Below are 26,872 nucleotides of genomic sequence, written 5' to 3'. Positions count from 1 at the left end.
GACGATAAAGCGACTTCGGTCTAGATTTTTCATTTATTATAAAGATTGAATTTTTGCGGATTATGGCAAATATGTGTGCTAATTTCAAACCGATTACCTTATCGCAATTAAAGTCTCAAAACTTGCCTGAAATCAGCTTTGAATATCCTGAGGAAGTCTATCCAAATTATGATTTGCCGCTACTCTTTAAGTCTGAACAAGGGCTAGAGTGGCGAAAAGTGAATTTTGGTATGGTGCCTAAATGGGCCGCAGACAAATCAATCGCACTTAAAACCTATAATGCCCGAAATGAAACTTTGTATCAAAAGCCTACGTTTATTAATGCGATTTCAAAATGTAAGTTTGGCGTGATACCCGTGTCTGAATTTTATGAGTCAATGTATATTGATAATAAGCCGCAGCGTTGGAGTGTTAAGCGCAAAGATGGAGAAGCGTTTTATATTGCTGCCTTATATGACATTTGTAGACAAGGTGATGAGATTGTACGTTCAAGTACCATGATTACGATGGATGCTATTCAGCATGAGATGATGAAGCATTTTCATGAGCCGGGCAATGTAAAACGTTCGGTGATTGTAATTCCGCATGCGAGGTTAGAAGAGTGGCTGAGTTGGAAATCACCCAACATCCAAAGTTTTGTACAAGGTTTTCCTGTTGATGAGTTTGAATGTGCACACGCACCCAAAATAAAAATCGAAAAAATCAGTCCCCAACTGAATATTTTCGATTGATATTTCGGTGATGCAAATGCTTAGCGCGCTAAGTTTTTAAAGATATGCTTTAAGCTTTCCATGGTTTTTTCAATTTGTAGCGGTGTTAAGCCTTCAAAAGATTGCTCTAGAACGACATTCGTTAGATCGTTAATCTTCTGCGTCATTGCAGTGCCTTTATCAGTTAATACAACCCGGGTAATACGTGCATCATCTTCACAAGAATAAGTATCTACCAAGCCTTCATCTTTTAAGCGATAAACGATCTTGGTTGTGGTCGACATTTTAGATACGACCATTTCAGATAAATCTGAAACGCTCGCATGTGGTTTAGACTTGAGTGCGAGCAGGATACGACGACGTGAATTATCAACGCCATACTTTTTCAATGCATGGTCGACGTTTAAAACATATTGTGAATGCACCTGAGTAACCCAGTAGAAAGGAAAATTTTCTAAACTAAAGTCATCGGTGGATGGTAAAAATTTTGAATACTTTTTTGTCATGAAGAAGTCCCCTGAATATTTGTTTTAATTTTATTTAATGTTTTAACATTCTATTGAAAAATAGAGGGTAATAGCAAGAGTTCACAATAAAAAAATAGAAAGTAGAAGATATCTCATTTTTAGATTATCTTAATAGATTATATTGATATTCTGTCTAAATGCTTAACAGAAATTAAAAATAAGGTTAAGTATAGAGATAGTGTAGTGAAAATAAATAAGTTTTTAATTTGAATTGAATATTAATATTTTTTACCAAAAGGTAGAAATAAATAATTCATTAGATTTGTCATACAATCTCGTACAACGTATTTAATTACATTTAATTAAAAGTCAGGTGAATTCATACTTTTTTTAAAGTGGAAGAGGAGATCTCAAAAAGTAGGTTTTAACATCTAGATGTGTATTTTATATCGCCCATTCGATTTGTAATACATTCAGCGTTTTTAACATTTTGTCATATTGTTGCTGCGAAAAAATATGCTTGAATACATTACAAATGCGCAAGATTGTGCATAATGGAATGGTCTATAGTTACACAGGTTAAATTTATGGATCCGTCGCCGTGCGTTGGTCTGATTGAAGATATTCTTACAATCCAGAATGAGGAAGAGAGCTAATGGAATTTTTGTTAGATCCCGGAATCTGGGTTGGTTTACTTACATTAATTATTTTAGAAATTGTACTAGGGATTGATAACCTAGTCTTCATTGCCATTTTGGCAGAAAAACTCCCTCCAGAACAACGTGATAAAGCCCGCGTACTTGGTCTTTCACTCGCATTATTTATGAGATTAGGATTGTTATTTGCAATCTCTTGGTTGGTCACATTAACAAAGCCCCTGATTACCGTTTTTGATTGGACATTCTCTGGTCGAGATCTCATATTATTGTTCGGTGGATTGTTCTTAGTCTATAAGGCGGTCACAGAGTTGCATGAGAAATTAGAAGGTAAGCCGGAAGTTCAAGTGACAACAAAGGTGGCTTATGCAAGCTTTACCGCAGTCGTGGCGCAAATTGTTGTCTTAGATGCGGTTTTCTCTTTAGACTCTGTCATTACAGCGATCGGTATGGTCGACAACATTTATGTCATGATGGCTGCAATGATTGTGGCAATGGCAGTGATGTTACTTGCATCTAAACCGTTAACGGCCTTTGTGAACCGACATCCGACCGTCGTGATCCTATGCTTAAGCTTCTTATTGCTGATCGGTATTAGCTTGATTGCAGAAGGTTTTGGTTTCCATATTCCGAAAGGCTATATCTACTCAGGTATTGGTGTTGCGATTATCATCGAAGCCTTTAACCAGTTTAGTCAGCGTAATGCTCAAAAACACGAAGCAAAAATTCCATTACGCCACCGTACTGCGGACAGCATTTTAAAGCTGATGGGTGGACGCTTAGAAGCCGATCAAGTTGGTAATCAAGCACAAGAAACCTTTGCAGACGAAGAACGTTACATGATTGGAGGTGTATTGACGCTTGCAGAGCGTTCAGTGGCGTCGATCATGACTCCCCGTAATCAAATTTCTTGGGTGGATTTAAATGACACACCTGAGCAAATTCGTGAGCAAGTCCTTTCAGTGCCGCACAGTTTATTCCCTGTGTGTCGTGGTAGCTTGGATAAAGTGATTAGTATTGTCCGCGCGAAAGAACTAATTGATGTTTTAGATAGTGAAGATGATCTAAAAGCATTGATTAAACGTCATCGTCCGATCTTTATTTTCCAAAAAATGAAGGTGATTGATGCGATTAATACCTTGCGGACTTCTAAAGGCTCTTTGGTACTGGTTACGGATGAATTTGGTGCGGTACAAGGTCTGATTTCACCACTCGATGTGTTTGAAGCGATTGCTGGTGAATTCCCAGATGCGGATGAACAACTTGATTTGATTAAAATCGATGATGAACATTGGAAAGCTTCAGGCATGCTCGATCTGTATCAGTTAGAACTTGAATTGGAAATGCTGGATTTGATCGAAGAAGATGATGGTTATATCAGTGTTTCAGGCCTTATTTTAGATCAGACTCACGGCAATGTTGAAGTCGGAACTGTGGTTGAATTTAAAGGCATCCAATTTAAAGTCACGGCAATGGATGAAAACCGCATTAAAACGGTTGATATTTATTACCAAGCTTAATGCTTAAATTTTAAAATAACTCAAAGACAGCTTTTCGAAGCTGTCTTTTTTGTATGACTAGAAAGTATAAGAAATCCTATCCAAGGGGGCTGTAATTCACGATGTTAAAACGTATTATATTTACATGATGTAACAGTCAAAAAACGCTGCATCTTTTGAGCTTGTTAGAGGGCTAAAACGGTTCAAAAGTAAAAAATTTTGATATGGTTGGTTTTAAAGAGCATAAGTTAAATAGCGATTTATTTTAGCTCGGGGTTTTAATCATCATAGATGATCTATTAATAATTTTTATTTCGTTTTATATATCGGTTTTGAAAAATTTATAACTAGGTACTTTGAAGAAATTCAAAGTTAATCCATTAAAAAATGGGTGTTGGTATGGCGATTACTGAAAATATCATTGATTTTAGTAAGCTCAAGACTGAAGAAAAACATGAGTTGTTTCAACGGCTCTGGGAGTTTGATCAATGTATTTTTCCGACTTCGAAAATTGAGCAACTCTATCAATACATGCATGACCCCGATATTGTTGCATTACCAATTATTCAGTATTTTGAACAAGATAAACTGATCGGGCAAAACATTGTGCGTATATTAAAAATTATGCATAACAATCGGCCGATTTTTATTTTTAATTCACGCGCTGGGGTATTGGTTGATTATCGTCGGAAAAACCTGACCTTAAACTCGGCGATTAAAGTGGCAATGCAGTATCAGATTCGATTTCCAGCGATTCCGATGTGGTTTGTGGCTACATTGGCACAACCAAAGGTATATACATTATTTGCCTCGCGCTCTGTTAAGTTTTATCCAAGGCACGGTGTCCCGATGCCCACTGAGTATGTGGATGTTTTAAATAGTTATAAAATCCGTCAGCATGATGTACAGCATCGGGCTGAGGATATTTTTGTTCATCGTTGTGATTTACCGAAGGTGACGCCTGAGCAGTTGGTGCGGCTACGGAAAAAATCTGATGAACATGTTCAATTTTTTATGCAGCACGTGCCAGATTATTTTGATGGCATGGGTTTAATGTGTATTTGTAAATTAAATGTTTCAACCATCTTTGAAGCAAGTATGAATCTGGCAGTTGGGCGGGCAGTTTAATGATGGACATGGATGTGTTATGCGACAAATGACGATATATCGATTATTAGGTTTCGGTGCGGCAATCTTTTTAACGGCTTGTCAGCCTGCAGAGCAAAAAGTACAGGAGCAATCGCAGAAATGTGTTGCCCCCGAAAAACTGGTCAAACAAATTTATGATCAAGAGTTGAAATTGCATGCTTTGAGTAAAGATCAACTTTCTGCCTATTTTGAGCCATCGTTAGCGGAACGTATGCAAGCAGAAATTAACTGTAAGCAGTCGCAACAAGCGTGTAATGTGGATTTTGATATTTTCACGGATAGCCAAGATCCGCAGCAAGATTCGAAAAAAGGTGTTCAGCCTAAACTGAGTTTTGATGAAAATAAAAACGTCGTTCGTGCTGAGTTTAAAATTGGTGATGAAGCCAAAGTCTTAAATTATGAAATGAGTGATGGCGACTGTTCAAAAATCAAAAATATTGTTTATGCGGGGGACTATGACCTCGACATGATTTTGAGTAATCCAACAGAAACGATCGAAGATTCAGAAATGTTTGATGCCAATGCTGCAAGTGACAGTACGGCACATTAAACTTTTTGACGCGTTCTAATTATTCAAAAACAGCATGAAACCCTGAACAGCTTGAGTGTTTTACTCAAGCTGTTTTGTTTTCCTCAAGTTATCATAGCTTTATAGTGAATAAATTTGCATGTTGGCAAGTTGATTGAAATCATCTTCATTGAGATTATAAATTTCATCTAAAAAAGCAACATTAAAACTGCCGACACTTGAGCTAATTTCATAGGCTTTTTGACCCGCAATCGCAAAGTGCAAATGTGCTGCGATCGTGCCAGCAGTTAGTGTTTCACTTACGGCGCAATACGCCGCTGTTAACGCACCTAAAGCGCAGCCTGAAGCCGTTACTTTGGGTTGTAAGTAAGACCCACCATTAATCTGTATCACTGCATTCATTTCTTTCGATAAGATGAAATCTGATTCGCCTGAAATTGCCACACATTCACAGTGTTCTAACAAGGGCACAGCATTTAAATAAATCTCGGCACTATTGAGCGTGCTATCGACACCGCGTGACTCACCTTGATTACCTGCAAGACCACTGATTTCTGATGCATTGCCACGAATAATACTTGGCTTGTACTGGAGTAATTGGTCAACCATTTCAGATCGCCACGGCAAAACGGGGCCATAACCGACAGGGTCAAGCACCCAAGGTTTATTTAAATTTTGTGCTGTTTGTGCAGCAATTTGCATGGCCTGCATTTGTTCAGACGTTGGCGTGCCTAAATTGATATTCAATGCACTGGCAATCGAGGCAAAGCTTTCAGCTTCAAAGGGATTGTCAATCATTGCAGGAGAAGCACCCGCAGCTAAAAGGACATTGGCCACATAATTACTCGCGACTGCATTGGTGATGATATGTACCAAAGGTTGTTTGGATTGAAGTTCAATCCACGCATTAATAACGCTTTGCAAAAGCGGGCTATTTAAGTCAGTCAATTCACTGTTCATGGTCGTTTCAAAATTTTCAGATTGATTCATCGTTTTCTCCCTTAGCGGGTGAAGTAATGGTCTTGATGTTTACAATTACGGCAGAACAGGGTCACATAATCTGCGGCATCATAATCGACAGAGAGTTCTTGTGAACCACAGTACATGCAACGCTTTGTGGAATAAAAATTTAAGCGAGGTTCGATTTTTTTCCAAGCATGGCGTATTGGTTGCACAAAGATACTTTCATCGAGTCCTAAAAAGTGAAAGAGCAAAATTTCACTCATTTTACTAAAGGGGAGTTGTGGCGGACGAGGTAGAGTAAAGGTTTCCCATTTTTCCTGTAAGCCACGTTCACGATATTGCTGTAAGGTCTTTTTTAACAGATTTGTATTAATGAAATTTTCATTACGCACTTGCAGAGCTTTTTGTTTATGTAGGTATTCGAGTGCTGACTGAATCATATAGTAAATCTGCCCAACCGCAAGATGGTCGAGTAGGCGATAACAGAACACTTGAAAGCTTTTATTCCCTGCAATTTGAATGCCCCATGTCTTACAGTAAAACTGCATAAATTGCACAATTTCTTGAAACAGTAGGAGATACAAACATTCTTTCACTTCGTCAGCGCTTTTAAACGGGACACCCAAGGCTAAATTTTCATAAAACCAATGGCGGAGTTGCTGCGCTACGCTAAAAAGACTGGGCTCCGAATAGCCATCCAGACGGACATTGATATAAAACTGTTCAGCTTGTAGCGCATCATCTTTCACAATCAAAATTTGCTCATGCACGAGATGCTTTTTGAGTGATTGTTGGAAGAAATAATTCGGGCTGATGTTATGATACTTAATAGCGTCCCAGTCGATAAATTCTTGATGCGCCGTATGTTCTTGGACGTGATTATCCAATAAAGCCAGCAAAAAGAGTTTCTGTAAAAAACTCAGTTCACTTAATTCACGTTCAACGATATCTTTATTTTTGAGTTTACGCTGTTCTTGTAAACGGGTTTCTTTCAGTAGTTTTTTTCGCGCAGCCTGACAGTTTTCACAATGACAGTTGTATTGCTGTTCTGGAAATATTTGATGATGACAGTGGCTACACTGATAAAAATTAAATTCTTGCTCATCTAATTTTTCAGCATCTACCCAATACATTGATGCACGACACAACGGGCATTGTGTACTTTCATCCATTTGTTTGCGTAGAATATTGAACATGTTGCCAGCGTTTCTTGAAAGGTTAAATTGATTATACACATCTCTGTTTAAAGACGGGTTTGCAATTTCAGTTGCGGCAGCTCAGGCGATATGTCGACAATTAAAAAAGCTGCATCGTGATGATGCAGCTCTTAGTCAGAATGGATTATTAATAAGCGGCTGGGCATGGGATCGATTCGTCCTCCTCTCCAAGTTGTTTGGCTTGTATTAAAGCTTGCACTTTTTTAGACGTAACTTTCTTAGTGCCTAATGCACTATATGAGTTAAGTAATGAACTGACCTCAAAGGCTTTGAGTGGAATCCCTTCGCAGGTCATAAACATTGCAATCACCTGATGGTCGATATTTGCAGCATCAAGCGCTTGCAGTGTCTTCATATTTTCAATACGGATGATGTGTTCTTTAATAAACATAATGCACCTCTTTTTGTTTTATTCTGAATATTTTGCTTTTGGCAATTAAGTAGATGCAAAACGCATGCTCAACTGTTTTGAGTAGAGATTTTAAAGCAGATAAACTGTATATTTACTTACTAAGGTATTGAAAATAAATTATTAATTTAAAAGTAACAAAATAATATTGATGAGTGTTTCTATCCCAGATGCATTCTCAAAATGCTTAAACTGTTGAAAAAGAAACATCTTGGTGCATGGTTTAAACAGAAGTATGCAATCAAATCCAAATGAGAAGACTGAGATTATTTGAGAGCTTAGGTGCTTTTTGGAAGGAATCACCTAAGCGATTGGATTTTAAAAGTATATTTGTATATATTGAGCTTATAATTCTAATGATCTTAACTTGCAGGACTGAAACAAAGCGGAATCTACTGAACTTGATACACAATATGATTCAGCTTGATTTCTAAAGGTTTTGATCTTTTTTATCCTTTCTTTGTATGGAATACACATGTCAGACGCACTTAAAAACAGCAATATCACTCGCATGCAATTATATAAGCAGCCACAGGGTACGGTTGGTGCGCTGATTATTGGGCATGATCAAACACTGGAAAAGACGATCGAGTTATTGGGCCTGGCGCAGCAACATCAAGTATCAAAAATTTATGTGGCGGGTGCGACGGCAGAAATTCAGCAATTCCTCAGCTCAAAAGTCACGGCATTTCAATTTTACTTTGCTGCAGACTATGACCGCGCACTCGATTTAATTTTCGAAAATCAATAATCCTCTAAGTCTTAAGCAGCAAAGTTTGAGCACAATAATTTGAAAGTACAGATGGATAAAGAACCTGTACTTTCTCTTTCTAGTATATAGGTGCTTTATTTATTTTAGGTAAGTAGAAAGTTTGCACTTTGCAGTAGCTGTACTCAACTCGGGCATTTATTTTGCTTAAACATGGCGAAAATATGTGCCAGCCTTTAAATTATTCAATAAAGATGATTGAAAACAACATGCGCTGAGCCCATATATAAATCATTGTAAATGCGAAGACAGCTTATGCATCTTGTCGTATGATCAAGTCATTCACAATGTGTTCAAAAAGCTGATAAAGCAATAACTAAGGAATAGGACGAGATATGAACATTGCGGCAAATCCAGTGGTCGAAGCAGACCAAACTGTTTATTTAAAAGATTATCAAAAACCATCATTTGTCGTAGATAGTATCGATCTAGATATTCAAGTCTTTGATGTGCATACCAATGTAAATGCAAAATTGGTGATGCAGCGTCAAACGGCTGGAGATTTGGTGTTATTGGGTCGTGATTTGGAACTCAAATCAATTCGCTTAAATGGTCAAGTCTTGCCGGCAGATGCCTATGTTGTAGATGCAGAACAACTGGTGATTTCAAATGCACCTGACCAAGCTGTCATTGAAACCGAAGTCGTGATTCATCCTGAAAGCAATACTCAACTCGAAGGTTTATACCAAGCGGCAGGCGATTTATTCGTTACTCAAAACGAGCCTGAAGGCTTCCGTAAAATTACCTATTATCCTGACCGTCCTGATGTGCTATCGGTATTTACCACACGTGTCGAAGCGGATAAAAAATTCCCTGTATTACTTGCCAATGGTAATTTGATTGAAGCGGGTGAAACCGGTGAAGGTCGTCATTATACCGTTTGGCAAGATCCAACCAAAAAACCATCGTATCTATTTGCTTGTGTGATTGGTGATTTGGCAGTACTTAAAGACACTTATGTGACGTCTGAAGGTCGTAATGTTGCTTTAGAAATCTATGCAGAAGAAAAAGACATTCCAAAATGTCATATTGCCATGGAAGCTTTAAAACATTCGATGCGTTGGGACGAAGAACATTATGGTCGTCCTTATGATTTAGACAATTATATGATCGTGGCAACCAGTGCATTTAACATGGGTGCAATGGAAAACAAAGGTTTGAATATTTTCAACACCTCTTGTGTGCTTGCTGATGAAGAATACACCACAGATGCAGCGATCATGCGTGTTCAGTCTGTGATTGCACATGAATACTTCCATAACTGGACAGGTAACCGTATTACATGTCGTGATTGGTTCCAACTTTGTTTAAAAGAAGGTTTGACGGTATTCCGTGATCAGTCGTTCTCAGAAGATTTACAATCTGCTGCGGTACAACGGATCGATGACGTTGCTGTGTTAAAAGCTCATCAGTTCCCAGAAGATTCAGGCCCGCTTTCACATCCACCGCGTCCAGATCATTTTGTTGAAATTAATAACTTTTATACCGCAACTGTGTATGAAAAAGGTGCGGAAATTAACCGCATGATGGCGACACTCCTGGGCAAAGAAAAATTCCGTGCAGGTACTGACGAATATTTCAAACGCCACGATGGTCAAGCCGTGACTGTTGAAGATTGGGTGGCAGCACTGACAGCAGGTTCAGGTGTAGATTTATCGAGTTTCTTGATTTGGTATAACCAACCGGGCACACCAAAACTTGAAGCAAAAGGTGAGTACGATGCTGCAAATCAAACCTATACTTTAAGCTTGAAACAAAGCTTAAAAGCGCATCCGAAATATCCAAATTTAAAAGCTGTGCCTATTCCTGTGGCTTTGGCATTGTTTGATGCCACGAGTGGTGAACAGTTACTTCTCAGCTCAGATGCATTGGTTGAAAATGGCATCAAAGATGGCGTGTATTTATTTGATACCGATACTGCAACAATTACATTTAGCGGTGTAAAAAACCAGCCTGTTGTGTCTTTACTGCGTAACTTGTCTGCACCTGTTAATCTTGAATTTAACTATTCAGATGAAGAGCTTGCATTCCTGATGCAGTATGAGCCGAATGGTTTTAACCAATGGCAAGCCAGCCAAACCTTGTTAGAACGTATTTTGTTAAATGGCCATGATGCCGACATCTATGTTCAAGCTATTCAAAATACATTACCAGCATTGGTTGAGCGTGATCCACTACTTGCTTCACGTTTATTCGATGTACCGACAGAGGGTTATTTAGGTAGCCGTATTGATGCCGACTACAGTCCTGCCCAAGTGCAAGAACAGCGTGAAGCACTGTTAAGTCGTGTGGCACGTGAGCTAGGTTCATTCTTTAAAGAGACTTATGCAACTTTAGACCCAGATGCGCAGAAAGAGTTTTCACAAGCTATGGGTGTTCGTGCATTGAAAAACATCATGTTGAGTATGATGGCACGTCAAGGTGATGCTTCTGTATTTGAATTGGCTTATGAACAATTCAGCTCAACAGGCAATATGTCTGAACGTCTTGGTGCTTTAAAAGTATTGGTTTGGAATGATGCACCACAAGCACAGCAAGCTTTAGAAACCTTCTATACACGCTTTAAAAATGAAGCTTTGTCGATGGACCAATGGTTTATGTTGCAAGCGGCACATCCGAAAGCAACTGCGGAAACCATTAAGGCACTGACTGCTCATCCTGATTATGACTTGAAAGTGCCGAACCGTATTCGTGCGGTTACTGGTGGCTTAAATAGCAATCCTGTCAACACTTGGAGCTTTGGTGTGCAGCATATTGTTGAATTAGCAAAATTCCTCGATGAGAAAAATCCAATTGTCGGTTCACGGTTACTGCAAATTTTGTCCCGTTGGTACACGTTGGCAGAGCCGCAGCGTAGTGAAGTTAAAGCCGAACTTGAAGCGCTTAAACCTGTCGTGAAATCGAAGAATGTATCAGAAACCTTAAATAGCATGTTAAGTGTTTAATCATTCAACCTCTCTGTACGATTGATTTGAGTTAAATCAGTCTTACTGAAATGAGCCTGTTGCCATGGCTATGGCAGCAGGCTTTTTTTATATCCAGTCTTTTTATCCAATCTTTAGCTAGAATTGAAAATCAATCATGTTTAGATGGCTGAAACTCAAAAATTTTCTCTGAGAATTTATTTAAATTACATAATAATTGCAATATAAATCACATAATGGCGCTACAATAAAATAGGTCTAACATATGAATGACTGTATGCGGTAAGGCATCCAAGTTCATGAATGTTTAGATTTTTTATCTATTTTATTATGTGGGATTTTTGAGGCGGGTCATGTTAGTTAAGGTTGATGAAGGTTTTTATTTAAACTCACATCATATTATTGCAATTCGAATTAATAGAGATTTGCTTGATACCTTTGTTGTTTCGGTAGAATACACACCCAATAGTGTGCAAAACACAGGTGTATTTGAAAAGAAATTCAATGCGCGCCGCGATGCAGAACAATACCTACAGACTCTGAATCAGATCATTGGTAAATCGTAAAAGCTAAAGTGTATATCGTGGATATTGTCTAGATTGAAATGGGCAAGATATGAATCAGACTCAGATTGACGTCTAGCAAAAGGGATGAAGCGCATCCCTTTTTTGTGCTTATCTGAGCGAAATTGATGGGAAGTATTGAAAATAAATCATTCTATCAATACGACTCGATTTGCACGTCCAATATTTTCCTGACATGCTGTAGCCATCCAAAATGAGTTAGAACTATATGCGAATCAGTATTGTGGGGGCAGGTCGTGTTGCACATCATTTGCTCAATGTGCTTCATCCACAACATCACATTGTGCAAGTTTATGCGCGAAATCTTGATAATGCAGAAAAACTTGCAGCAAGAGTAGGTGCAGAAGCTATTCATACCCCAACTAAGTTGAATGCTGAGATTGATCTTTTGATCATTGCGGTGAGCGACCAATCGATTGCAACCGTTATTCATCAAGTGAAAGCTTATTTGCCACAAGTTTTGATTGTGCATACGTCAGGTAGCACCAATATCACGGTACTGACCCAACAGCATTCGCGAGCAGGGGTGTTTTATCCTTTACAAACCTTTAGTTTAGATCGAGATGTGGACTGGATGTCGACACCGATCTTTGTAGAAGCGGTGGATTCTGCAGATTTGAGGATACTTACAGATTTAGCAAACAGCATTAGTCAAAGGGTTTATCAATATGATTCGGCACAGCGTTTGAGTCTGCACCTTGCTGCGGTGTTTGCCTGTAATTTTAGTAATTATTGTTATGACATGGCAAAGCAGATAGTCGATGCAAAACACGTCGATTTTAGCTTGCTTTATCCTTTGATTTTAGAGACGGCGAAGAAAGCCCAGGCTGAACCACGTAACATGCAAACAGGCCCTGCAATGCGTGGGGATCAAAATATCATGCAGATGCACGCCAGTATGCTTGAGCAAGCTGATCAAGTCGATCTGAAAGCGGTCTATGAAATACTGAGTCAGCAGATTCTTGAGCATCATCAGAAATAAACAATCCATATAGAACAATGAATATTTATTAGCTTAGACATACATGTCAAACAGGATGTTACATGGCAAAAGATTTTAATAGCCCACAAGTGGTCGAAAGTTATGATGCACATATACGAAAATTAATTCCCGGCTATGAACTTGTCCATCAACAGATTCAGGCGGTGTTGAATTGCCATGTCGCTGAAGATGCCCATATATTGATTATTGGATGTGGGACGGGTTATGAATTGGGTTATCTCATGGCCTTGAATCCAACATGGTCATTTACCGTTACAGAATTGTCTGAAAACATGCTGAATCAAACACGCCAACGTGTTGAAGCTGCTGGACAGTTGCATCGCGTTAAATTTGTTTTGGGCAGTCATACTGCTTTTGAGCAGTTGAGTTGTTTTGATGCGGTGCTGAGTATCTTGGTGACGCATTTCATTCCGTTTTCAGAGAAAACGAATTTTTTAGCAAAAGCTTTTGAATTGCTTAAACCGCAGGGCATTTTTTTAAGTTTTGATTTGATGCAAACTCATTCGAATTTTGAGCAGCGTGTCCTGCCTGAATTTTGCCAAATGCAAGGTTTATCTGCTGCGCAAGCGACAAAAATGATGCAGCGTTTAGAAGATGATTTTGAACTGATTAGCCAGCAGCATTATCAAAGCTTACTGAGGGAAATAGGCTTTGATCAAATCCATTGTTTCAGTCAAATCTTTAGCTATGCAGCTTACTGTGCTTTTAAAACGTCGATTAATTGAAAAAAATAATAGAGTCCACGATTGGGCGTATGAAGTTCATCGATCAATTTGACAGATATTGATGCCACCTTGCAAGAGTGAAGCATGAAACAAAATTTCGATCATCAGTTTCATCCTTCTTGCACGGTAGCGTGTTCATTTTTTTAAAAAAGAAACTTTTCAGTCAGCGTTAAATCACTTATTGTGCATTTATAAAAAGAATCAATTGGATGAAAATAATGTCAAAAATGGAATTTGATTATATTGTGATTGGTGGCGGAAGTGCGGGATGCGTACTGGCTGCACGCCTTAGTGAAGATCCGAATATATCCGTGTGCTTGTTAGAAGCAGGTGGGCAAGGTGATCAGTGGACGGTCAATATTCCAGCTGCGTGCGTCGTGAGCCTGCCGACCAAGATCAATAATTGGGCCTTTGAAACTGTGCCTCAAGCTGGCTTGAATGGTCGTAAAGGCTATCAACCACGTGGAAAATGCCTTGGTGGTTCATCCAGTATTAATGCCATGATTTATATTCGTGGACATAAAAATGACTATGATCAATGGGCAGCACAGGGCAATACTGGCTGGTCATACGACGAGGTCTTGCCCTATTTTATTCGCTCAGAAAATAACAATCGAATACAGAATGAATTCCACGGTAATGACGGCCCTCTATCCGTCACAGATGTGCAAAGCGACAATATTTTCCATCAACGCTATACCGAAGCGGCTCGTGCACAAGGCCATAAAGTCCTCGATGATTTTAATGGTGCAGAACAAGAAGGCTTAGGGGTTTATCAGGTTACGCATATCAATGGAGAACGTTGTAGTGTGGCGCGTGCGTACTTATTTCCACATTTAGATCGGCCAAATTTAACTGTATTAACCAAAGCAACGACACATAAAATTACCATAGAGCATCAAGTTGCGACTGGTGTAGAAGTACAACATGCAGGGCAAATGAAACACCTAAAAGCCAGACGGGAGGTCTTATTACCGGGTGTAGGAAAGAACTTCCACGATCATCCCGATTTCATTTTTGGTTATAAAGTCAAAGAATACCAAGGCACATTTGGCGTGTCCTTACCTGGCTCAATTGATATGTTCAAGCAGATCAGTCGCTATCGTAAGGAACGACGAGGTATGATTGCTTCAAATTTTGCAGAATGTGGTGGTTTTCTAAAGTCTTCACCCGATTTAGCCATTCCAAATTTGCAATTACACTTTGTTGTGGCGTTAGTAGATGACCATGCACGTAAATTTCACGCAAGCCATGGTTTATCTTGTCATGTGTGTCTGCTCAATCCAAGAAGTCGTGGCACGATCAAACTAAGTGGTTCCAGTGTAAATGATCCATTATTGATTGATCCAAACTTTTTAGGGAATGAGCAGGATTTAGAAGATTTGGTACAAGGCTTTAAGTTGACGCAGCAATTAATGATGTCTCCGTCTTTATCGAGTCATTATCAGCAAGATTTATTTACCTCACTGGTCAAAATAAATGATGATATACGTGCAATCTTACGTCAGCGTGTGGATACGGTTTATCACCCTGTCGGTAGTTGTAAGATGGGCGTGGATGAGATGTCTGTGGTTGACCCTGAATTAAAAGTCTACGGGATTCAAAACCTTCGTGTCGTCGATGCCTCTATTATGCCTTCTGTGGTGAATGGCAATACCAATGCGCCGACAGTGATGATTGCTGAAAAAGCCGTGGATATGATTCGACAAAGTCAGCTCCAAGCGCAAGTAGCCTAGTGGTTATTCGTTTTTATGTGATTTGATACAACACAGATAAATCTTAGATCAAAAACAGCAATAAAAAACCACCGCTAACGGTGGTTTTTTATTTCATTCAAAAATTAGTTTACTTTTTTGAAGATGAAGTCATTAATTTTATGGCCTGCTTCAATTCCGCGACGTTCAAATTTAGTTTGTGGACGCCAGTCTGGACGAGGGTAGCTATTGCCTTTACCCGCAAGGTTTTCAAGACGTGGACGTTCTTCAAGAACTTCGATCATCCATTCAGCATACGGTTCCCAGTCAGTTGCTGAGTGGAATGTGCCGCCGATTTCTAATTTTTCTTCAACCAATGGCATACGGTCATGAGATACAAAACGACGTTTGAAATGACGTTTCTTCTGCCATGGATCTGGGAAGTATAATTGCACAGTGTTAATACTGTTGTCTGGCATTTCACGTAGCACTTGGATGGCATCAGCATCCAATACTCGAAGGTTAGTTAACCCTGCAAGACCTGCTTCATACACACATTGAGCGATACCCGGAACATGTACTTCAATACCGACAAAGTTACGTTCAGGGTTTGCTTTTGCCATCAGTACCAAAGAGCGACCCATACCAAAACCGATCTCAACAGTTAATGGACGTTCAGGGTGTTCAAAATGCTGACGCAAATCCCCAACAGGATATTCCAAAATTAGATGACCATATTGTTCCAGCGCAGTACGTTGCGAAGTATTAAGTGGCGCAGAGCGGCGCATAAACGTCACGATTTCACGGTGTTCGTTTAGGTTATCCAGATCTACAGCGTGCTGGTCTAATTGATCGTTCGACATAACTTTGGCAAATGTAAAAAATTCGAATGCGGTATTTTAAGTCCTGAGTTGCACAAGTCAAATTTTTTACCGTGAATATATCCTCTTTTTGCTCAATCTCACCGACGGAAGCCGTGCCGAGGATTTGCCATGTACAGTGAATTACTTAGCTCAAAAGTCATGAATTAACATTAATCTAGGCTGTTTTTTCATCAAGATCTTCACTGTCAGCACCATCAGGTTTAAATGGCAAAATGGCCTCAATAACGGTACAACCCGGCTGTGACTGTATTTTAAATTCACCACCGATACGATGGATTCGTGTTTGCATACTATGTAGACCAACATGTAGACCTTGTTCAACATCGTTAGGGTTGAAGCCTATACCATTATCTTCAATACGTAATATCAGTTGAGTCTCTGTTTCGCACAAACTGACTTGAACTTTGCTAGCCTGACTATGCTTTAGAATATTGGTCAGGGTTTCTTCAGCGACACGAGTCAAATTGAGACATTGAGTTGCAGTGGGTGAGTGAATCCATTCGGCAGCAAATTTCCAGCTTGAGCTCATGTCTAATTCTTCAAAGAGCTGTACAAAGCGATGGCGAATCGGCGCCGCCCATTCGATCGGGGTGTCTGGAACTTTCGTCCCTATACTTGAACCCGAATCGATAACTTGTCTTAAATCATTTCGGAACAGTTTAAGCATCGACATGATTTGTGGTTTTTCAATTTTGTCATTTTGTTCTAACAGTAAAATTGAACGGACAATAGATCCGCCTAAACCATCATGCAAGTCATGAGATAAATGAATTCGTTCTTGAAGTCGTGCATTTTCAAGTGCGAGTTGATGTTGTTGACCGAGTGAGGTAGCAAGTTTCAGTTCTGCACGTTGTACATTTTCAGTTAAGGTCTTATTAAAACGTTCAATTTGACGGGTGTGTCGAGCTAAACGCAAAGCCAGTACGCCGCCCAAAACGAGGGTGGTTAGTGGGCCAGTATATGGTGAGAGCGCATGGCCTTCCATGGTCATCATAAAGTGCGCATCATGTACCGCAATTGGTAAATAAATCAAATACAGCGTTGCAAGCAAATAGGTTTCAGCCATTTTGGCTTTATACGCCAAGTAGGGGTAGCTAATACATTTGGCCACAAAGACCAAAACAAAGAAGCTAAAACAAATTTGGATGACGGTCTTTAAATAAGCCTCTGGTGCAAAACCGATACAGAGTGCTGCGATAGTGGCAAGGCTTAATAACAGCTTTTGAATTTTCGGGAAAGGATGGTTTGCAAAATACCACGCACCAATACAGCCAAAAACCGTATAAAAACAGAAAATGATATTTTGTAGGCGGTCGACCTGTACGGTGGTTAGAAATGAAATTGGTCCATTAAAAATAATACACAGGCTATAAAATACCCAAGCCATGCCTGTGATGGTTAACCATAAGTAAGCTCTTTCATTACGATTGGCGAGCCATGCTAAAAAAAAGAACACAGCCACGACGAAATTAATCATCGTATTGAGTTCGACTAATTGTCGTTGTTCGAGTAACCAAATTTTAAAGGTGTCATAGACTTGCTGGTATTCCCCAATTTGAACTGAACTGAGTCCTGATTTTTGGGTCACTGAACCATACACTTGCACCCAAATGGTATTAACACCTTGCTTTAAACTCGAGCTAGGCAAGTTCAAAATTCTTGGTTGATGTTGGCTTCGTGAAAAATGTTCTGCTGAAATATAGTCTTGCCAAAGTAGGGCATCGTTGATATAAACCCGACCACTTTGGGTGATGCCTTGTATAGCGATAGCAATGGGTTGATTTAACTGATGGAGGTCACAGTTCAACTTAAATTGGATTTTGTACCAAGCGATACCATGATAATCCGGCCAACGTTTATTCCAAGTGTCTGGAAGCTTTTGCAGATTTTGCCAACCTGTACGTGGGCGCTCTTGCTCGACAGCGCTTTTAGCTGTGGCAATATGGGTAATTTCAACAGGACAATGACTGCTTGAGATCTGAGGGGTGGCATTGGCAAAACTGGGTATAGCAATACAACATAGCAGGCAAAATAGACTCGCTAAGACCAGCAGCCGATTTGCTTGAATGCAGTGTCGTGACCAAAACCATACCATCAAAATTCCCCCAATTTTGTGTATCCACAATTTAAAAAAATAAATAGAAAGTCACATCAAATCTTTGTTTTATTTTTGATAGTTATAATTTTATGAGATGAATTATACAGTTAAATCGAATGAATGGTGAATTTTTCGCTTTTTTATAGGCTTAGTATTTTATGTAATGTCATTACAAATGAGACTTTGATTATTGAAACCCTTTGCTATATATATCCTGCTTAGGGTCCCAATAGGTCGCGCTTTATTGAAAATTGATTTGATTCAAAGTGAATATTTCAAAAATCCATTAGTCACTGACACGGTCAAGTAAAGTGCTACTTGCTTCATTTAAGCCAAAAACCTCTACTTGAATCTGTTTTGACTCAAATTTTTGCACGACATTTTTTAAAATATTGACGGAAGTAATATCCCAAATATGTGCATGACTCAGATCAATTCGCACATGACTAACCCTCTCCTGAAAATCAAAAAATTGATAAAAACTCTCAGAGCTACTAAAGAAAATTTGTCCATAGACTGTGTAGCTACGAATATTGTCTTTAAGTTCTGATGTGACTTTTACCGAACTTTCCAGTTGATTGATAATAAACAACGCAGAGAGGAGCACACCAACCAATACGCCAAGCGCCAAATTATGTGTTGCAAGCACCACGATCACCACAGTAATCATCACGACATTAAAAGACATTGGATGCTTTGAAAATTGCTTGACTGAATTCCATTGGAACGTAGTGAATGACACCATGACCATAATCGCGACTAAGGCCGCCATTGGGACATAGGCCAACCAGTCTTTTAAGAACACCACCAAACACAACAAAAATACACCTGCAACCAAAGTGGAAAGGCGAGTTCGCGCGCCAGAACTAACATTAATAATCGACTGACCAATCATGGCGCAACCTGCCATGCCGCCCATAAAGCCACTGACAATATTGGCAATCCCTTGACCACGACATTCCTGATGACGATCTCCTTCGGTTCCAGTGACTTCATTGATCACTGTCGTGGTCATCATGGTTTCTAATAGGCCAACTGTTGCTAGGGTGATGGAATAAGGGAAAATAATCGTGAAGGTTTCAAGATTGAAAGGAATTTCAGGAATCAAGAAAATAGGTAGAGTCTCTGGAAACTTACCCAAATCACTCACAGTACGCAGGTCAGCACCTAAAAATAATGCCAAGCCACTGAGGACAATAATGCAAATCAGCGGTGATGGAATAGCTTTGCCAATTTTAGGTAGATATGGAAACAGATAAATAATCGCAAGCCCTAAAAGCATAAACACATAGCCCCAACTATCCATCTTTGACATTTCAGGTAGCTGTGCGACAAAAATTAAAATCGCGAGAGCATTTAAAAAACCATACACCACTGACTGCGAGACGAAGCGCATAAGTTTTGCGACTTTAAAATAGCCAGCAATGATTTGAATCACACCAGTTAAAACCGTGGCAGCCAAAAGGTATTGCAAACCATGATCTTTGACCAATGTGATCATAAGTAAGGCCATCGCACCCGTAGCAGCAGAAATCATTGCTGTACGACCACCAAAAAAGGCAATGGTGACGGCAATACAAAACGAAGCGTACAAACCAACCTGAGGGTCAACCCCAGCAATAGCTGAAAAGGCGATCGATTCTGGAATTAGCGCCAGTCCAACCACCAAGCCTGCGAGCACATCGGTACGAATATTGGAAAACCATTGTTCTTTTTTAAGTTGTAACACGGTAACTTTTCATCAAATCTTAAACGCGGCTATGTTAAAACAACTGAGTATAAAAATGCATAACAGATTGACTTGAAATCTTCTTAATTATGGACAATAGTCAATGAGTATATGTGTTTCAGCATTTACGCTTTTTTGCAATTTACAGGTTTGATCACTTGAAAGTTTGACAGAAGAGATTTAAAACATTGAATAGTACATAACAAGGATCAGATATGAAGCTTTATTATTCTCCAGGTGCATGTTCATTAGCATCACATATAATTTTAAATGAAATTAATGTCGATTTTGATTTGGTCCGTGTTGACCTAAAAAACCATAAAACAGAAAAAGGGGTGGATTATTACGAGATCAACCCAAAAGGTTATGTACCTGCATTAGAAATTAACCCAGGTTTGATCCTGACCGAGAACGTGGCAATTTTACCGTTTCTTGCACAGCATGATCCAAAACAAGATTTAATTCCGCCATCAGGTTTAGGTCGTGCCAAAGTTTTAGAATGGCTTGGCTATTTGAACTCAGAATTACATGATGCTTATGCTGTATTCTTTGGTGCTCCACTAGATGCAGACGCTAAAGAAAAAGCTTATGCAGAAATTGATCGTTTATTGACATACATCGATAAAGCGATTGGTGAATCGGATAACGACTATTTGGTCGATGATAACTTTGGCCCAGCAGATGCTTATCTCTTTGTACTGACAAATTGGTCAAATGGCATCGGTCATGATTTAACGCCATATAAAAATATCATTGCTTTACGCAACAAAGTTGCAGAGCGTCAATCAGTTCAAATTGCGATGCGTGATGAAGGTTTAATTCCTTAAGTTAAGTTTTGAAATTGAATAAACAAACCGCCGAAATTGGCGGTTTGTTTATTGCTAGATTGGCATTGCTCAGGTTCAACTTAGTACTCGAACTGTGTATAGAAATCATCAAAGTTAATATTTTTAAGCGTCAGTTGCTGTGGTGATTTGAAGGTTGACCATTTGGTTTGAGTTTTGGCATCTTCAAACATATTGCCGCCTACAATTTCCTTACGTTTTAAGGTCGAAAAATTATAGCTTTTCGATGTTTCTTCACCTGAAGCTCGGTGAAAGCTACTGTAGTCAAAACCAATCAGGTTAAAGCGTTGATTTTGCCAACGGAAGGTATAACTATGTCGGGGCCATTCCCAGCCACCACAAGCCATAAAATAACTAAAATGAACGAGTAAATTGCCTTTACTGATTTGGATGTCTTCTGCTTCAGCAAGTGGGTCTAGTAGGCATGAATTCGGTTGCTGAGCGACAGGGATGCTGTTGTTTTTAACGATACGTTGATATCCCTTTGCGGTTTTAAAAAACACGATGAGTTTTCGTGGATGGTTATGAACGACTTTGCCATCGTCATCATAGGTCGCTACATCGACTTTTTGCTTTTCCACGATCATCGCAATATCTGGCATTTGATCTTTGTTTAGGTCTCCAGTCGTAGCCATCAAAATGTTCCAACCTTGAGGCGCGAGTGATTTGGCTGTGCTCGGCACTTGGGCAGACAGCCAACTAGATGCGACACAAAGACTCAAAGTACAAAATATATGGGATATTTTCATTATTATCAGGTTTTCAAAATCAAAAAGAGGACTCAATAGAGTCCTCTTTTATACCGTGAATGAGTTCTTATTTAAAGAAGTATCCGGTTTCAGGTGAACTGGCATTTGCCATGCGTTTACGAGGCATACGTCCTGCTAGGAACGCTTCACGACCGGCTTCAACTGCTTTTTTCATCGCTGAAGCCATCAGAACAGGGTGTTGAGCTGCTGCAATTGCCGTATTCATTAATACGCCATCACAGCCCAATTCCATCGCTATCGCTGCATCACTTGCTGTACCGACACCGGCATCGACCAAAACAGGTACTTTGGCATTGTCTTTAATGATCGAAATGGTGTGTGGGTTGAGAATACCTAAACCTGAGCCAATAAGACTACCTAAAGGCATAATCGCTACACAGCCCATGCTTTCCAGTTCTTGTGCCACAATTGGGTCATCTGAGGTATAAACCATGATTTCAAAGCCATCGTCAATCAATGTACGTGCAGCTTTTAAAGTCTCAGTAATATTTGGATATAGGGTTTTCTCATCCCCTAAAACCTCAAGTTTAACCAAATTGTGACCATCTAAGAGTTCACGTGCCAACATACAAGTACGAACCGCGCTGTTCGCATCGAAACAACCGGCTGTATTTGGCAAAATCGTATATTTCTCAGGTGGAACCACTGAAAGCAAGTTCGGCTGGTCTGGATGCTGACCAATATTCACACGGCGAATGGCAACGGTCACAATTTCAGCACCACTGGCTTGAATGGCCTGGTCAGTTTCCATTAAGTCCTTGTACTTACCTGTACCAACTAAAAGTCGTGAATTAAATGTACGTGAACCAATGATTAGGGGTGTATCTTCCATGGGAGCTCCATTTTAGCCGCCACCTACGGCATGAATAATTTCAATATGATCTTGCTCAGTAATTGGTGTTTGTTCCAATTTACTTTTCGAGATGATCATTTCATTTTTTTCAACAGCGAAGCGTTTACCTTCCAGTTGTAATTGTTGAACTAATTGCAAGAGGTTGACACATTCGGTTTGTGTAGCTTCGCCGTTTAAATAGATTTGCATTTGCGGATTCCGTTCTTGCTGCCTTGCCTGTTGAGTAAGGCCAATTCTGCTGTTGATTATTTTGCGTATTTAAACGCATTCCATGCCAATATAATCCATCCAGCAATCATCAGCGCTCCACCAATCGGGGTAATGGCACCGAGACCGCGTGGTAAGCCAAGAGCCATCACATATAAAGAACCACAGAAGAAGAAAATACCAATTTGTATAAGCAGGAAACTGGCTTTTATTGGAAGTTGGGGAATGACTTTGGATAAGATCGCGAGGGCAAGTAAGCCCAGTGCATGATAAAAGAAATAGTCCGTTGCAGTTTGCCACCAAGCCAATTGGGCTTCAGTCGCGCGCGCTTTTAATCCGTGTGCACCAAAGGCACCAAGCATCACAGCAAAAGCTAAGTTAAGTGCGGAAATGGCAATCCACATGTGCATTCACCTTAACAAAATTTGCGCATAACCATAGCATATTTAGTACCTTGGGTTAAAGCAAAAATGCCCAAAGTTTTTGTGTTGCAGTTTGTCATTCGACAATATTCAGGCATAAAAAAAAGAGCATCGAAATGCTCTTTTTTAGTATGACTGGGAAAAGCCTTCAACTTAGTTTGAAGACATTGCGACTTTAATTTTTTCCATCGCATTTTTTTCCAACTGACGAATACGTTCAGCAGATACATTATATTCCGCCGCCAATTCATGCAGTGTCGACTTTTCGTCATCTAACCAGCGACGTTGTAAGATGTTACGTGAACGATCATCCAGCTGATCCATGGCTTCATGTAAAGCTGAAGTACTTTGTTCTTCGTAGTCTTCATCTTCCGCTAAACGCGCAGGGTCGTAACGGTTATCTTCGAGATAAAGGGCAGGAGCAACATGAGTCGAACCTTCATCGTCATCATCACCTTGAGCTTCAAATGCAGCATCATAAGCGGTTAAACGGCCTTCCATTTCCAAGACTTGTTCGGGTGTCACATTTAAGTCATTGGCAATTGACTGTGCTTCAGCCAAAGTTAATTTTTTAGACGACTTTTTTAAGCTACGTAAATTAAAGAATAATTTACGCTGTGCTTTAGTGGTCGCAATTTTGACAATACGCCAGTTACGAATCACATATTCATGAATTTCTGCTTTAATCCAATGCACAGCAAAAGATACGAGACGTACGCCCATATTTGGGTCAAAACGTTTTACCGCTTTCATTAAGCCCAAGTTACCTTCTTGAATCAGGTCACCTTGTGGCAAGCCGTAGCCTGCATAGCTACGTGCGATATGCACAACAAAACGAAGATGCGACATCACCAGCATTTTAGCTGCGTCTAAATCTTGGTCGTAATAATAACGCTCGGCCAGCTCTTTTTCTTGTTCGGCCGATAAAATTGGAATCTGATTAACAGTACTAATATAAGCACCAAGATTCACCCCAGGTGCCGATAATGACAGGGGCATCAATTGATTGCTGCTGTCACTCATGTTTTCTCCTTGAGAACTAAAAATGGGTAAGCCCAATAACTAAGATTCATCTTAATCCAATATTTCCGTAAATTATGGAAAATTGGGTATAGAAATGTAAACTTTTATTCAATTATGAAGCAATTTAGTTTAACTGAATCTTTTTAAGATTCAATTAAGTAATGAAACTCAGAATCTGAAATTTTGCGCATTTCACAGTTTAACTGATGTATTTGACAGTATCGTGATACATCTTGTTGGCTGTGCGGATCGGATGACTTTAACAATAAAGATTGGTCTGGACTTTTCTTTAAAGCTTTTTTCAGCATCAATAGCGGCATCGGGCAGGGTTTACCCATGGCATCTACAGTTAAAAGCGAATTTTGGCTGTCACTCACGAAGCAGATCCAACATGTTTACATTTCAATGGAAATATTAGCAAATACAGTGCCAAATCCCAACCTAAAATAGGCAAAAATCCTTTGTGATTTATAACTCAAACGATGTGAAAAAATAAGAATATTCAAAAGGAAAATAGATCAAAAAAATCTATTATTTGCAGTAAACCCGTGTTAAGCTCGTTGCGTTGTTAAGATTTTTGTTGGCTGTGAAGCCTCTTAACTCTTGATATATTTGGATGTAACCGGGATTTTGTTGATAGTTTTACAGAATGATTACAAGCTTAGAAATAAAAATATTTTTTAACCTTGTTTGGTCTGCTGTTTGCAACACCGGGTGGTCCTTCTTTTTTAAATACGATAAGGATTAACTTATGACAGCTCGTGAACAAGGCGTTGTTAAATGGTTCAACGACACTAAAGGCTTTGGCTTTATTCAACGTAACGGCGGCGACGACGTATTCGTTCATTTCCGCGCAATTATGGGCGAAGGCCACCGTTCACTTCGTGACGGCCAACGCGTAGAATTCAGCGTTGTTAAAGGTCAAAAAGGCTTCCAAGCTGAAGAAGTACAACCTTTAGACTAATCGTCTAAATGTACTCAGAAACGCTCCAATGTAAATTGGGGCGTTTTTTGTTTATAATGCTTCGATAATTTTGTGATTATTCATTTAGGGCACATCTATATGTCATCAGGTTTTGAAACCTTAAATTTACATCCGAACCTTAAAAAAGCCATTGATGCTTTGGGTTTTAAGGATATGACGCCTATTCAGCAAAAGGTTTTAAAATTTACATTGGCTGGACATGACGCTATTGGTCGTGCTCAAACTGGTACAGGGAAGACAGCTGCTTTCTTGGTCAGTGTGATTAATGATCTGTTGAATAATCCAATTAAAGAACAACGCTTCCGCGGTGAACCGCGTGCATTGATTCTTGCACCAACCCGTGAGCTTGCATTGCAAATTGAAAGTGATGCCAAAGAATTAGTGAAATACACTGATCTTAATGTCATGACTTTATTGGGTGGAGTAGATTTCGATAAACAAAAAAATCTATTAAACCGTAATTTTGTCGACATTATGGTTGCAACCCCAGGTCGCTTAATTGACTTTGTGGAACAAAAAGAAGTTTGGCTCGATCAAATTGAATTTTTAGTGATTGATGAAGCTGACCGTCTTTTAGATATGGGCTTTATTCCTTCAGTTAAACGGATTGTGCGTTTCTCACCACGTAAAGAACAACGCCAAACACTAATGTTCTCTGCGACGTTTAGTTATGACGTGCTCAATCTTGCACAGCAGTGGTTGTTTGAACCCGTTACAGTTGAAATTGAGCCTGAAAAGAAAACCAATGCAGACGTTGAGCAACGTGTCTACATGGTGGCGAAGTCTGATAAATATAAATTATTGGAAGACATCTTACGTGATGAACCAATTGAAAAGGTCATGATCTTTGCCAACCGTCGTGATCAAGTGCGTAAACTTTATGATCATCTCAAAAAGGACGGTTATAAAGTGGTGATGTTGTCAGGTGAAATCGCTCAAGATAAACGTTTGAAAATGCTTGATCAGTTCAAAAATGGTCAACATAACATCATGATTGCAACAGACGTTGCGGGTCGTGGTATCCATGTCGATGGCGTTTCTCATGTCGTGAACTTTACACTTCCTGAACAGTCTGATGATTATGTACACCGTATCGGTCGTACAGGTCGTGCAGGAACACGTGGTGTCAGTATTAGTTTCTTGTCTGAAGATGATGCTTTTTCACTACCTGAAATTGAAAAAGCCATTGGTCAAAAATTACCTTTAACCCGTTTAGACGGTTATTGCTAATTTTTGCTTCTAAAAAGCCTGCAGATTTGCAGGCTTTTTTATTTCATGTCGACTATTTCATTTTGAGTTAATGACAAAACAAAATCACAGACTAGCGTTTTAGTTTGCACGGCAACTAAAGGTTAGTACGGTTTGGTAATCATCATCTTTGCTGATGCTACCGCTATTTCCAGTAATGGTGCCAAGTACGCCAGCCGCCGCCTGAATCATTTGACCTGTCTTTTCATCGACCACGCCTTTTAAAACTCCGTTGTATTCTTGCTTTTCATCCACCACGACAGGGGTCGCATTTTTACCACAGGTACTATTTGCCGCTGCAATTGCATTATTTTTTGCCGCTAAACTGGTTTTACCTACGGCAGTCACTTCATATTGATTATTTGGTTTTTGAATCGCTAAAGATTTTGTTGGCGTAGATGTACATGCAGCTAAAAGCACAGTTGCGCTTAGCGTGCTAACCATGGCAACAGTTTTGTTGAATTTTTTCATGCGGTGCCCCGAGTTAGAAACAATTTGATTTATTTGAAC

General features: G+C 39.5%; 27 protein-coding genes. 13 read left to right on the top strand and 14 right to left on the bottom strand.

Annotation, left to right across the window (positions count from 1 at the left end; all coding sequences use genetic code 11):
* The first annotated feature begins 71 nt into the window (after positions 1-71).
* Positions 72-731, top strand: a complete 660-nt coding sequence (locus FTV37_RS04415; protein WP_180063125.1) for an SOS response-associated peptidase family protein — start codon at positions 72-74, stop codon at positions 729-731.
* Positions 732-751: 20 nt separating this feature from the next.
* Here FTV37_RS04415 and FTV37_RS04410 read toward each other — a convergent pair whose 3' ends face one another.
* Positions 752-1,216, bottom strand: coding sequence for a MarR family winged helix-turn-helix transcriptional regulator (locus tag FTV37_RS04410; protein WP_078193646.1), 465 nt, complete (start codon positions 1,214-1,216; stop codon positions 752-754).
* Between the two features lie 616 nt (positions 1,217-1,832).
* Between FTV37_RS04410 and FTV37_RS04405 the strand changes: the two genes are divergently transcribed.
* The 3 genes from FTV37_RS04405 (at position 1,833) to FTV37_RS04395 (ending at position 5,031) form a co-directional block, all read left to right on the top strand.
* On the top strand, positions 1,833-3,353 hold the full coding sequence (locus tag FTV37_RS04405; RefSeq protein WP_180063124.1) for a transporter associated domain-containing protein: 1,521 nt from the start codon (positions 1,833-1,835) through the stop codon (positions 3,351-3,353).
* A gap of 378 nt (positions 3,354-3,731) precedes the next feature.
* Positions 3,732-4,460 (top strand): hypothetical protein, encoded by a 729-nt coding sequence (locus tag FTV37_RS04400; protein WP_180063123.1) that lies wholly within the window; start codon positions 3,732-3,734, stop codon positions 4,458-4,460.
* Between the two features lie 19 nt (positions 4,461-4,479).
* Positions 4,480-5,031 (top strand): hypothetical protein, encoded by a 552-nt coding sequence (locus FTV37_RS04395; protein WP_180063122.1) that lies wholly within the window; start codon positions 4,480-4,482, stop codon positions 5,029-5,031.
* A gap of 99 nt (positions 5,032-5,130) precedes the next feature.
* Here FTV37_RS04395 and thiM read toward each other — a convergent pair whose 3' ends face one another.
* The 3 genes from thiM to FTV37_RS04380 all read right to left on the bottom strand — a co-directional run bounded on the left by thiM (position 5,131) and on the right by FTV37_RS04380 (position 7,581).
* Positions 5,131-6,000 carry a hydroxyethylthiazole kinase gene (thiM, locus tag FTV37_RS04390; protein WP_180063121.1) on the bottom strand — a complete coding sequence of 290 codons (870 nt, stop codon included), beginning with the start codon at positions 5,998-6,000 and terminating at the stop codon, positions 5,131-5,133.
* A gap of 11 nt (positions 6,001-6,011) precedes the next feature.
* Positions 6,012-7,169 carry a hypothetical protein gene (locus FTV37_RS04385; protein WP_180054545.1) on the bottom strand — a complete coding sequence of 386 codons (1,158 nt, stop codon included), beginning with the start codon at positions 7,167-7,169 and terminating at the stop codon, positions 6,012-6,014.
* A 148-nt stretch (positions 7,170-7,317) separates the two neighbouring features.
* Positions 7,318-7,581, bottom strand: coding sequence for a hypothetical protein (locus tag FTV37_RS04380; RefSeq protein WP_078188903.1), 264 nt, complete (start codon positions 7,579-7,581; stop codon positions 7,318-7,320).
* Positions 7,582-8,074: 493 nt separating this feature from the next.
* On the opposite strand from FTV37_RS04380, the gene FTV37_RS04375 reads away from it, so the two are divergent.
* The 6 genes from FTV37_RS04375 to FTV37_RS04350 all read left to right on the top strand — a co-directional run bounded on the left by FTV37_RS04375 (position 8,075) and on the right by FTV37_RS04350 (position 15,340).
* Complete coding sequence (locus tag FTV37_RS04375) at positions 8,075-8,350, top strand: hypothetical protein (protein ID WP_180007321.1); 276 nt, start codon at positions 8,075-8,077, stop codon at positions 8,348-8,350.
* A gap of 353 nt (positions 8,351-8,703) precedes the next feature.
* Positions 8,704-11,313, top strand: a complete 2,610-nt coding sequence (pepN, locus tag FTV37_RS04370) for an aminopeptidase N (RefSeq protein ID WP_180063120.1) — start codon at positions 8,704-8,706, stop codon at positions 11,311-11,313.
* A gap of 332 nt (positions 11,314-11,645) precedes the next feature.
* On the top strand, positions 11,646-11,858 hold the full coding sequence (locus FTV37_RS04365) for a hypothetical protein (protein ID WP_078193638.1): 213 nt from the start codon (positions 11,646-11,648) through the stop codon (positions 11,856-11,858).
* Positions 11,859-12,084: 226 nt separating this feature from the next.
* Positions 12,085-12,858 carry a Rossmann-like and DUF2520 domain-containing protein gene (locus FTV37_RS04360; protein WP_180063119.1) on the top strand — a complete coding sequence of 258 codons (774 nt, stop codon included), beginning with the start codon at positions 12,085-12,087 and terminating at the stop codon, positions 12,856-12,858.
* A gap of 62 nt (positions 12,859-12,920) precedes the next feature.
* Entirely contained in the window at positions 12,921-13,604 is a 684-nt protein-coding gene (locus tag FTV37_RS04355; RefSeq protein ID WP_180063118.1) for a class I SAM-dependent methyltransferase, read from the top strand.
* Positions 13,605-13,822: 218 nt separating this feature from the next.
* Positions 13,823-15,340 carry a GMC family oxidoreductase gene (locus FTV37_RS04350; RefSeq protein ID WP_180063117.1) on the top strand — a complete coding sequence of 506 codons (1,518 nt, stop codon included), beginning with the start codon at positions 13,823-13,825 and terminating at the stop codon, positions 15,338-15,340.
* 104 nt (positions 15,341-15,444) lie between these two features.
* Here FTV37_RS04350 and trmB read toward each other — a convergent pair whose 3' ends face one another.
* The 3 genes from trmB to FTV37_RS04335 form a co-directional block, all read right to left on the bottom strand.
* Entirely contained in the window at positions 15,445-16,161 is a 717-nt protein-coding gene (gene trmB, locus FTV37_RS04345; RefSeq protein ID WP_078188891.1) for a tRNA (guanosine(46)-N7)-methyltransferase TrmB, read from the bottom strand.
* A 175-nt stretch (positions 16,162-16,336) separates the two neighbouring features.
* A complete protein-coding gene (locus FTV37_RS04340) occupies positions 16,337-18,277 on the bottom strand; it encodes a sensor histidine kinase (RefSeq protein WP_257224209.1) in 1,941 nt (646 codons plus the stop codon).
* A 289-nt stretch (positions 18,278-18,566) separates the two neighbouring features.
* Positions 18,567-20,009, bottom strand: a complete 1,443-nt coding sequence (locus tag FTV37_RS04335; RefSeq protein ID WP_180041312.1) for a SulP family inorganic anion transporter — start codon at positions 20,007-20,009, stop codon at positions 18,567-18,569.
* A 215-nt stretch (positions 20,010-20,224) separates the two neighbouring features.
* Between FTV37_RS04335 and FTV37_RS04330 the strand changes: the two genes are divergently transcribed.
* A complete protein-coding gene (locus FTV37_RS04330; protein WP_078188886.1) occupies positions 20,225-20,836 on the top strand; it encodes a glutathione binding-like protein in 612 nt (203 codons plus the stop codon).
* An 80-nt stretch (positions 20,837-20,916) separates the two neighbouring features.
* On the opposite strand, the gene FTV37_RS04325 is transcribed toward FTV37_RS04330, so the two are convergent.
* The 6 genes from FTV37_RS04325 to FTV37_RS04300 form a co-directional block, all read right to left on the bottom strand.
* Positions 20,917-21,489: a hypothetical protein gene (locus tag FTV37_RS04325; RefSeq protein WP_180063115.1), complete on the bottom strand. Its 573-nt coding sequence runs from the start codon at positions 21,487-21,489 to the stop codon at positions 20,917-20,919.
* Positions 21,490-21,670: 181 nt separating this feature from the next.
* On the bottom strand, positions 21,671-22,456 hold the full coding sequence (locus tag FTV37_RS04320) for a thiazole synthase (protein WP_180063114.1): 786 nt from the start codon (positions 22,454-22,456) through the stop codon (positions 21,671-21,673).
* 12 nt (positions 22,457-22,468) lie between these two features.
* A complete protein-coding gene (thiS, locus tag FTV37_RS04315; protein WP_180007313.1) occupies positions 22,469-22,666 on the bottom strand; it encodes a sulfur carrier protein ThiS in 198 nt (65 codons plus the stop codon).
* Positions 22,667-22,722: 56 nt separating this feature from the next.
* A complete protein-coding gene (locus tag FTV37_RS04310; protein ID WP_180063113.1) occupies positions 22,723-23,088 on the bottom strand; it encodes a DUF423 domain-containing protein in 366 nt (121 codons plus the stop codon).
* Between the two features lie 171 nt (positions 23,089-23,259).
* A complete protein-coding gene (rpoH, locus tag FTV37_RS04305; protein ID WP_078188879.1) occupies positions 23,260-24,129 on the bottom strand; it encodes an RNA polymerase sigma factor RpoH in 870 nt (289 codons plus the stop codon).
* Between the two features lie 143 nt (positions 24,130-24,272).
* Complete coding sequence (locus FTV37_RS04300; protein ID WP_078189214.1) at positions 24,273-24,467, bottom strand: sulfurtransferase TusA family protein; 195 nt, start codon at positions 24,465-24,467, stop codon at positions 24,273-24,275.
* A gap of 413 nt (positions 24,468-24,880) precedes the next feature.
* Here FTV37_RS04300 and FTV37_RS04295 point away from each other — a divergent pair, with 413 nt between their 5' ends.
* On the top strand, positions 24,881-25,093 hold the full coding sequence (locus FTV37_RS04295) for a cold-shock protein (RefSeq protein ID WP_005014923.1): 213 nt from the start codon (positions 24,881-24,883) through the stop codon (positions 25,091-25,093).
* A 99-nt stretch (positions 25,094-25,192) separates the two neighbouring features.
* The gene (gene rhlB / locus FTV37_RS04290; protein ID WP_078188878.1) at positions 25,193-26,344 is read left to right on the top strand and encodes an ATP-dependent RNA helicase RhlB; all 1,152 of its coding nucleotides are present in this window, start codon (positions 25,193-25,195) and stop codon (positions 26,342-26,344) included.
* 99 nt (positions 26,345-26,443) lie between these two features.
* Here the strand turns inward: rhlB and FTV37_RS04285 are convergent, their stop codons facing one another.
* Complete coding sequence (locus FTV37_RS04285) at positions 26,444-26,833, bottom strand: hypothetical protein (RefSeq protein ID WP_180063112.1); 390 nt, start codon at positions 26,831-26,833, stop codon at positions 26,444-26,446.
* Positions 26,834-26,872 lie beyond the last annotated feature (39 nt).

Origin of the sequence: Acinetobacter sp. YH16042 (assembly GCF_013417245.1) — a bacterium.
Classification (GTDB): domain Bacteria; phylum Pseudomonadota; class Gammaproteobacteria; order Pseudomonadales; family Moraxellaceae; genus Acinetobacter; species Acinetobacter amyesii.
The sequence above is the reverse complement of the archived record's forward strand: the minus strand, read 5'-3'. Positions and strand labels throughout refer to the sequence as shown.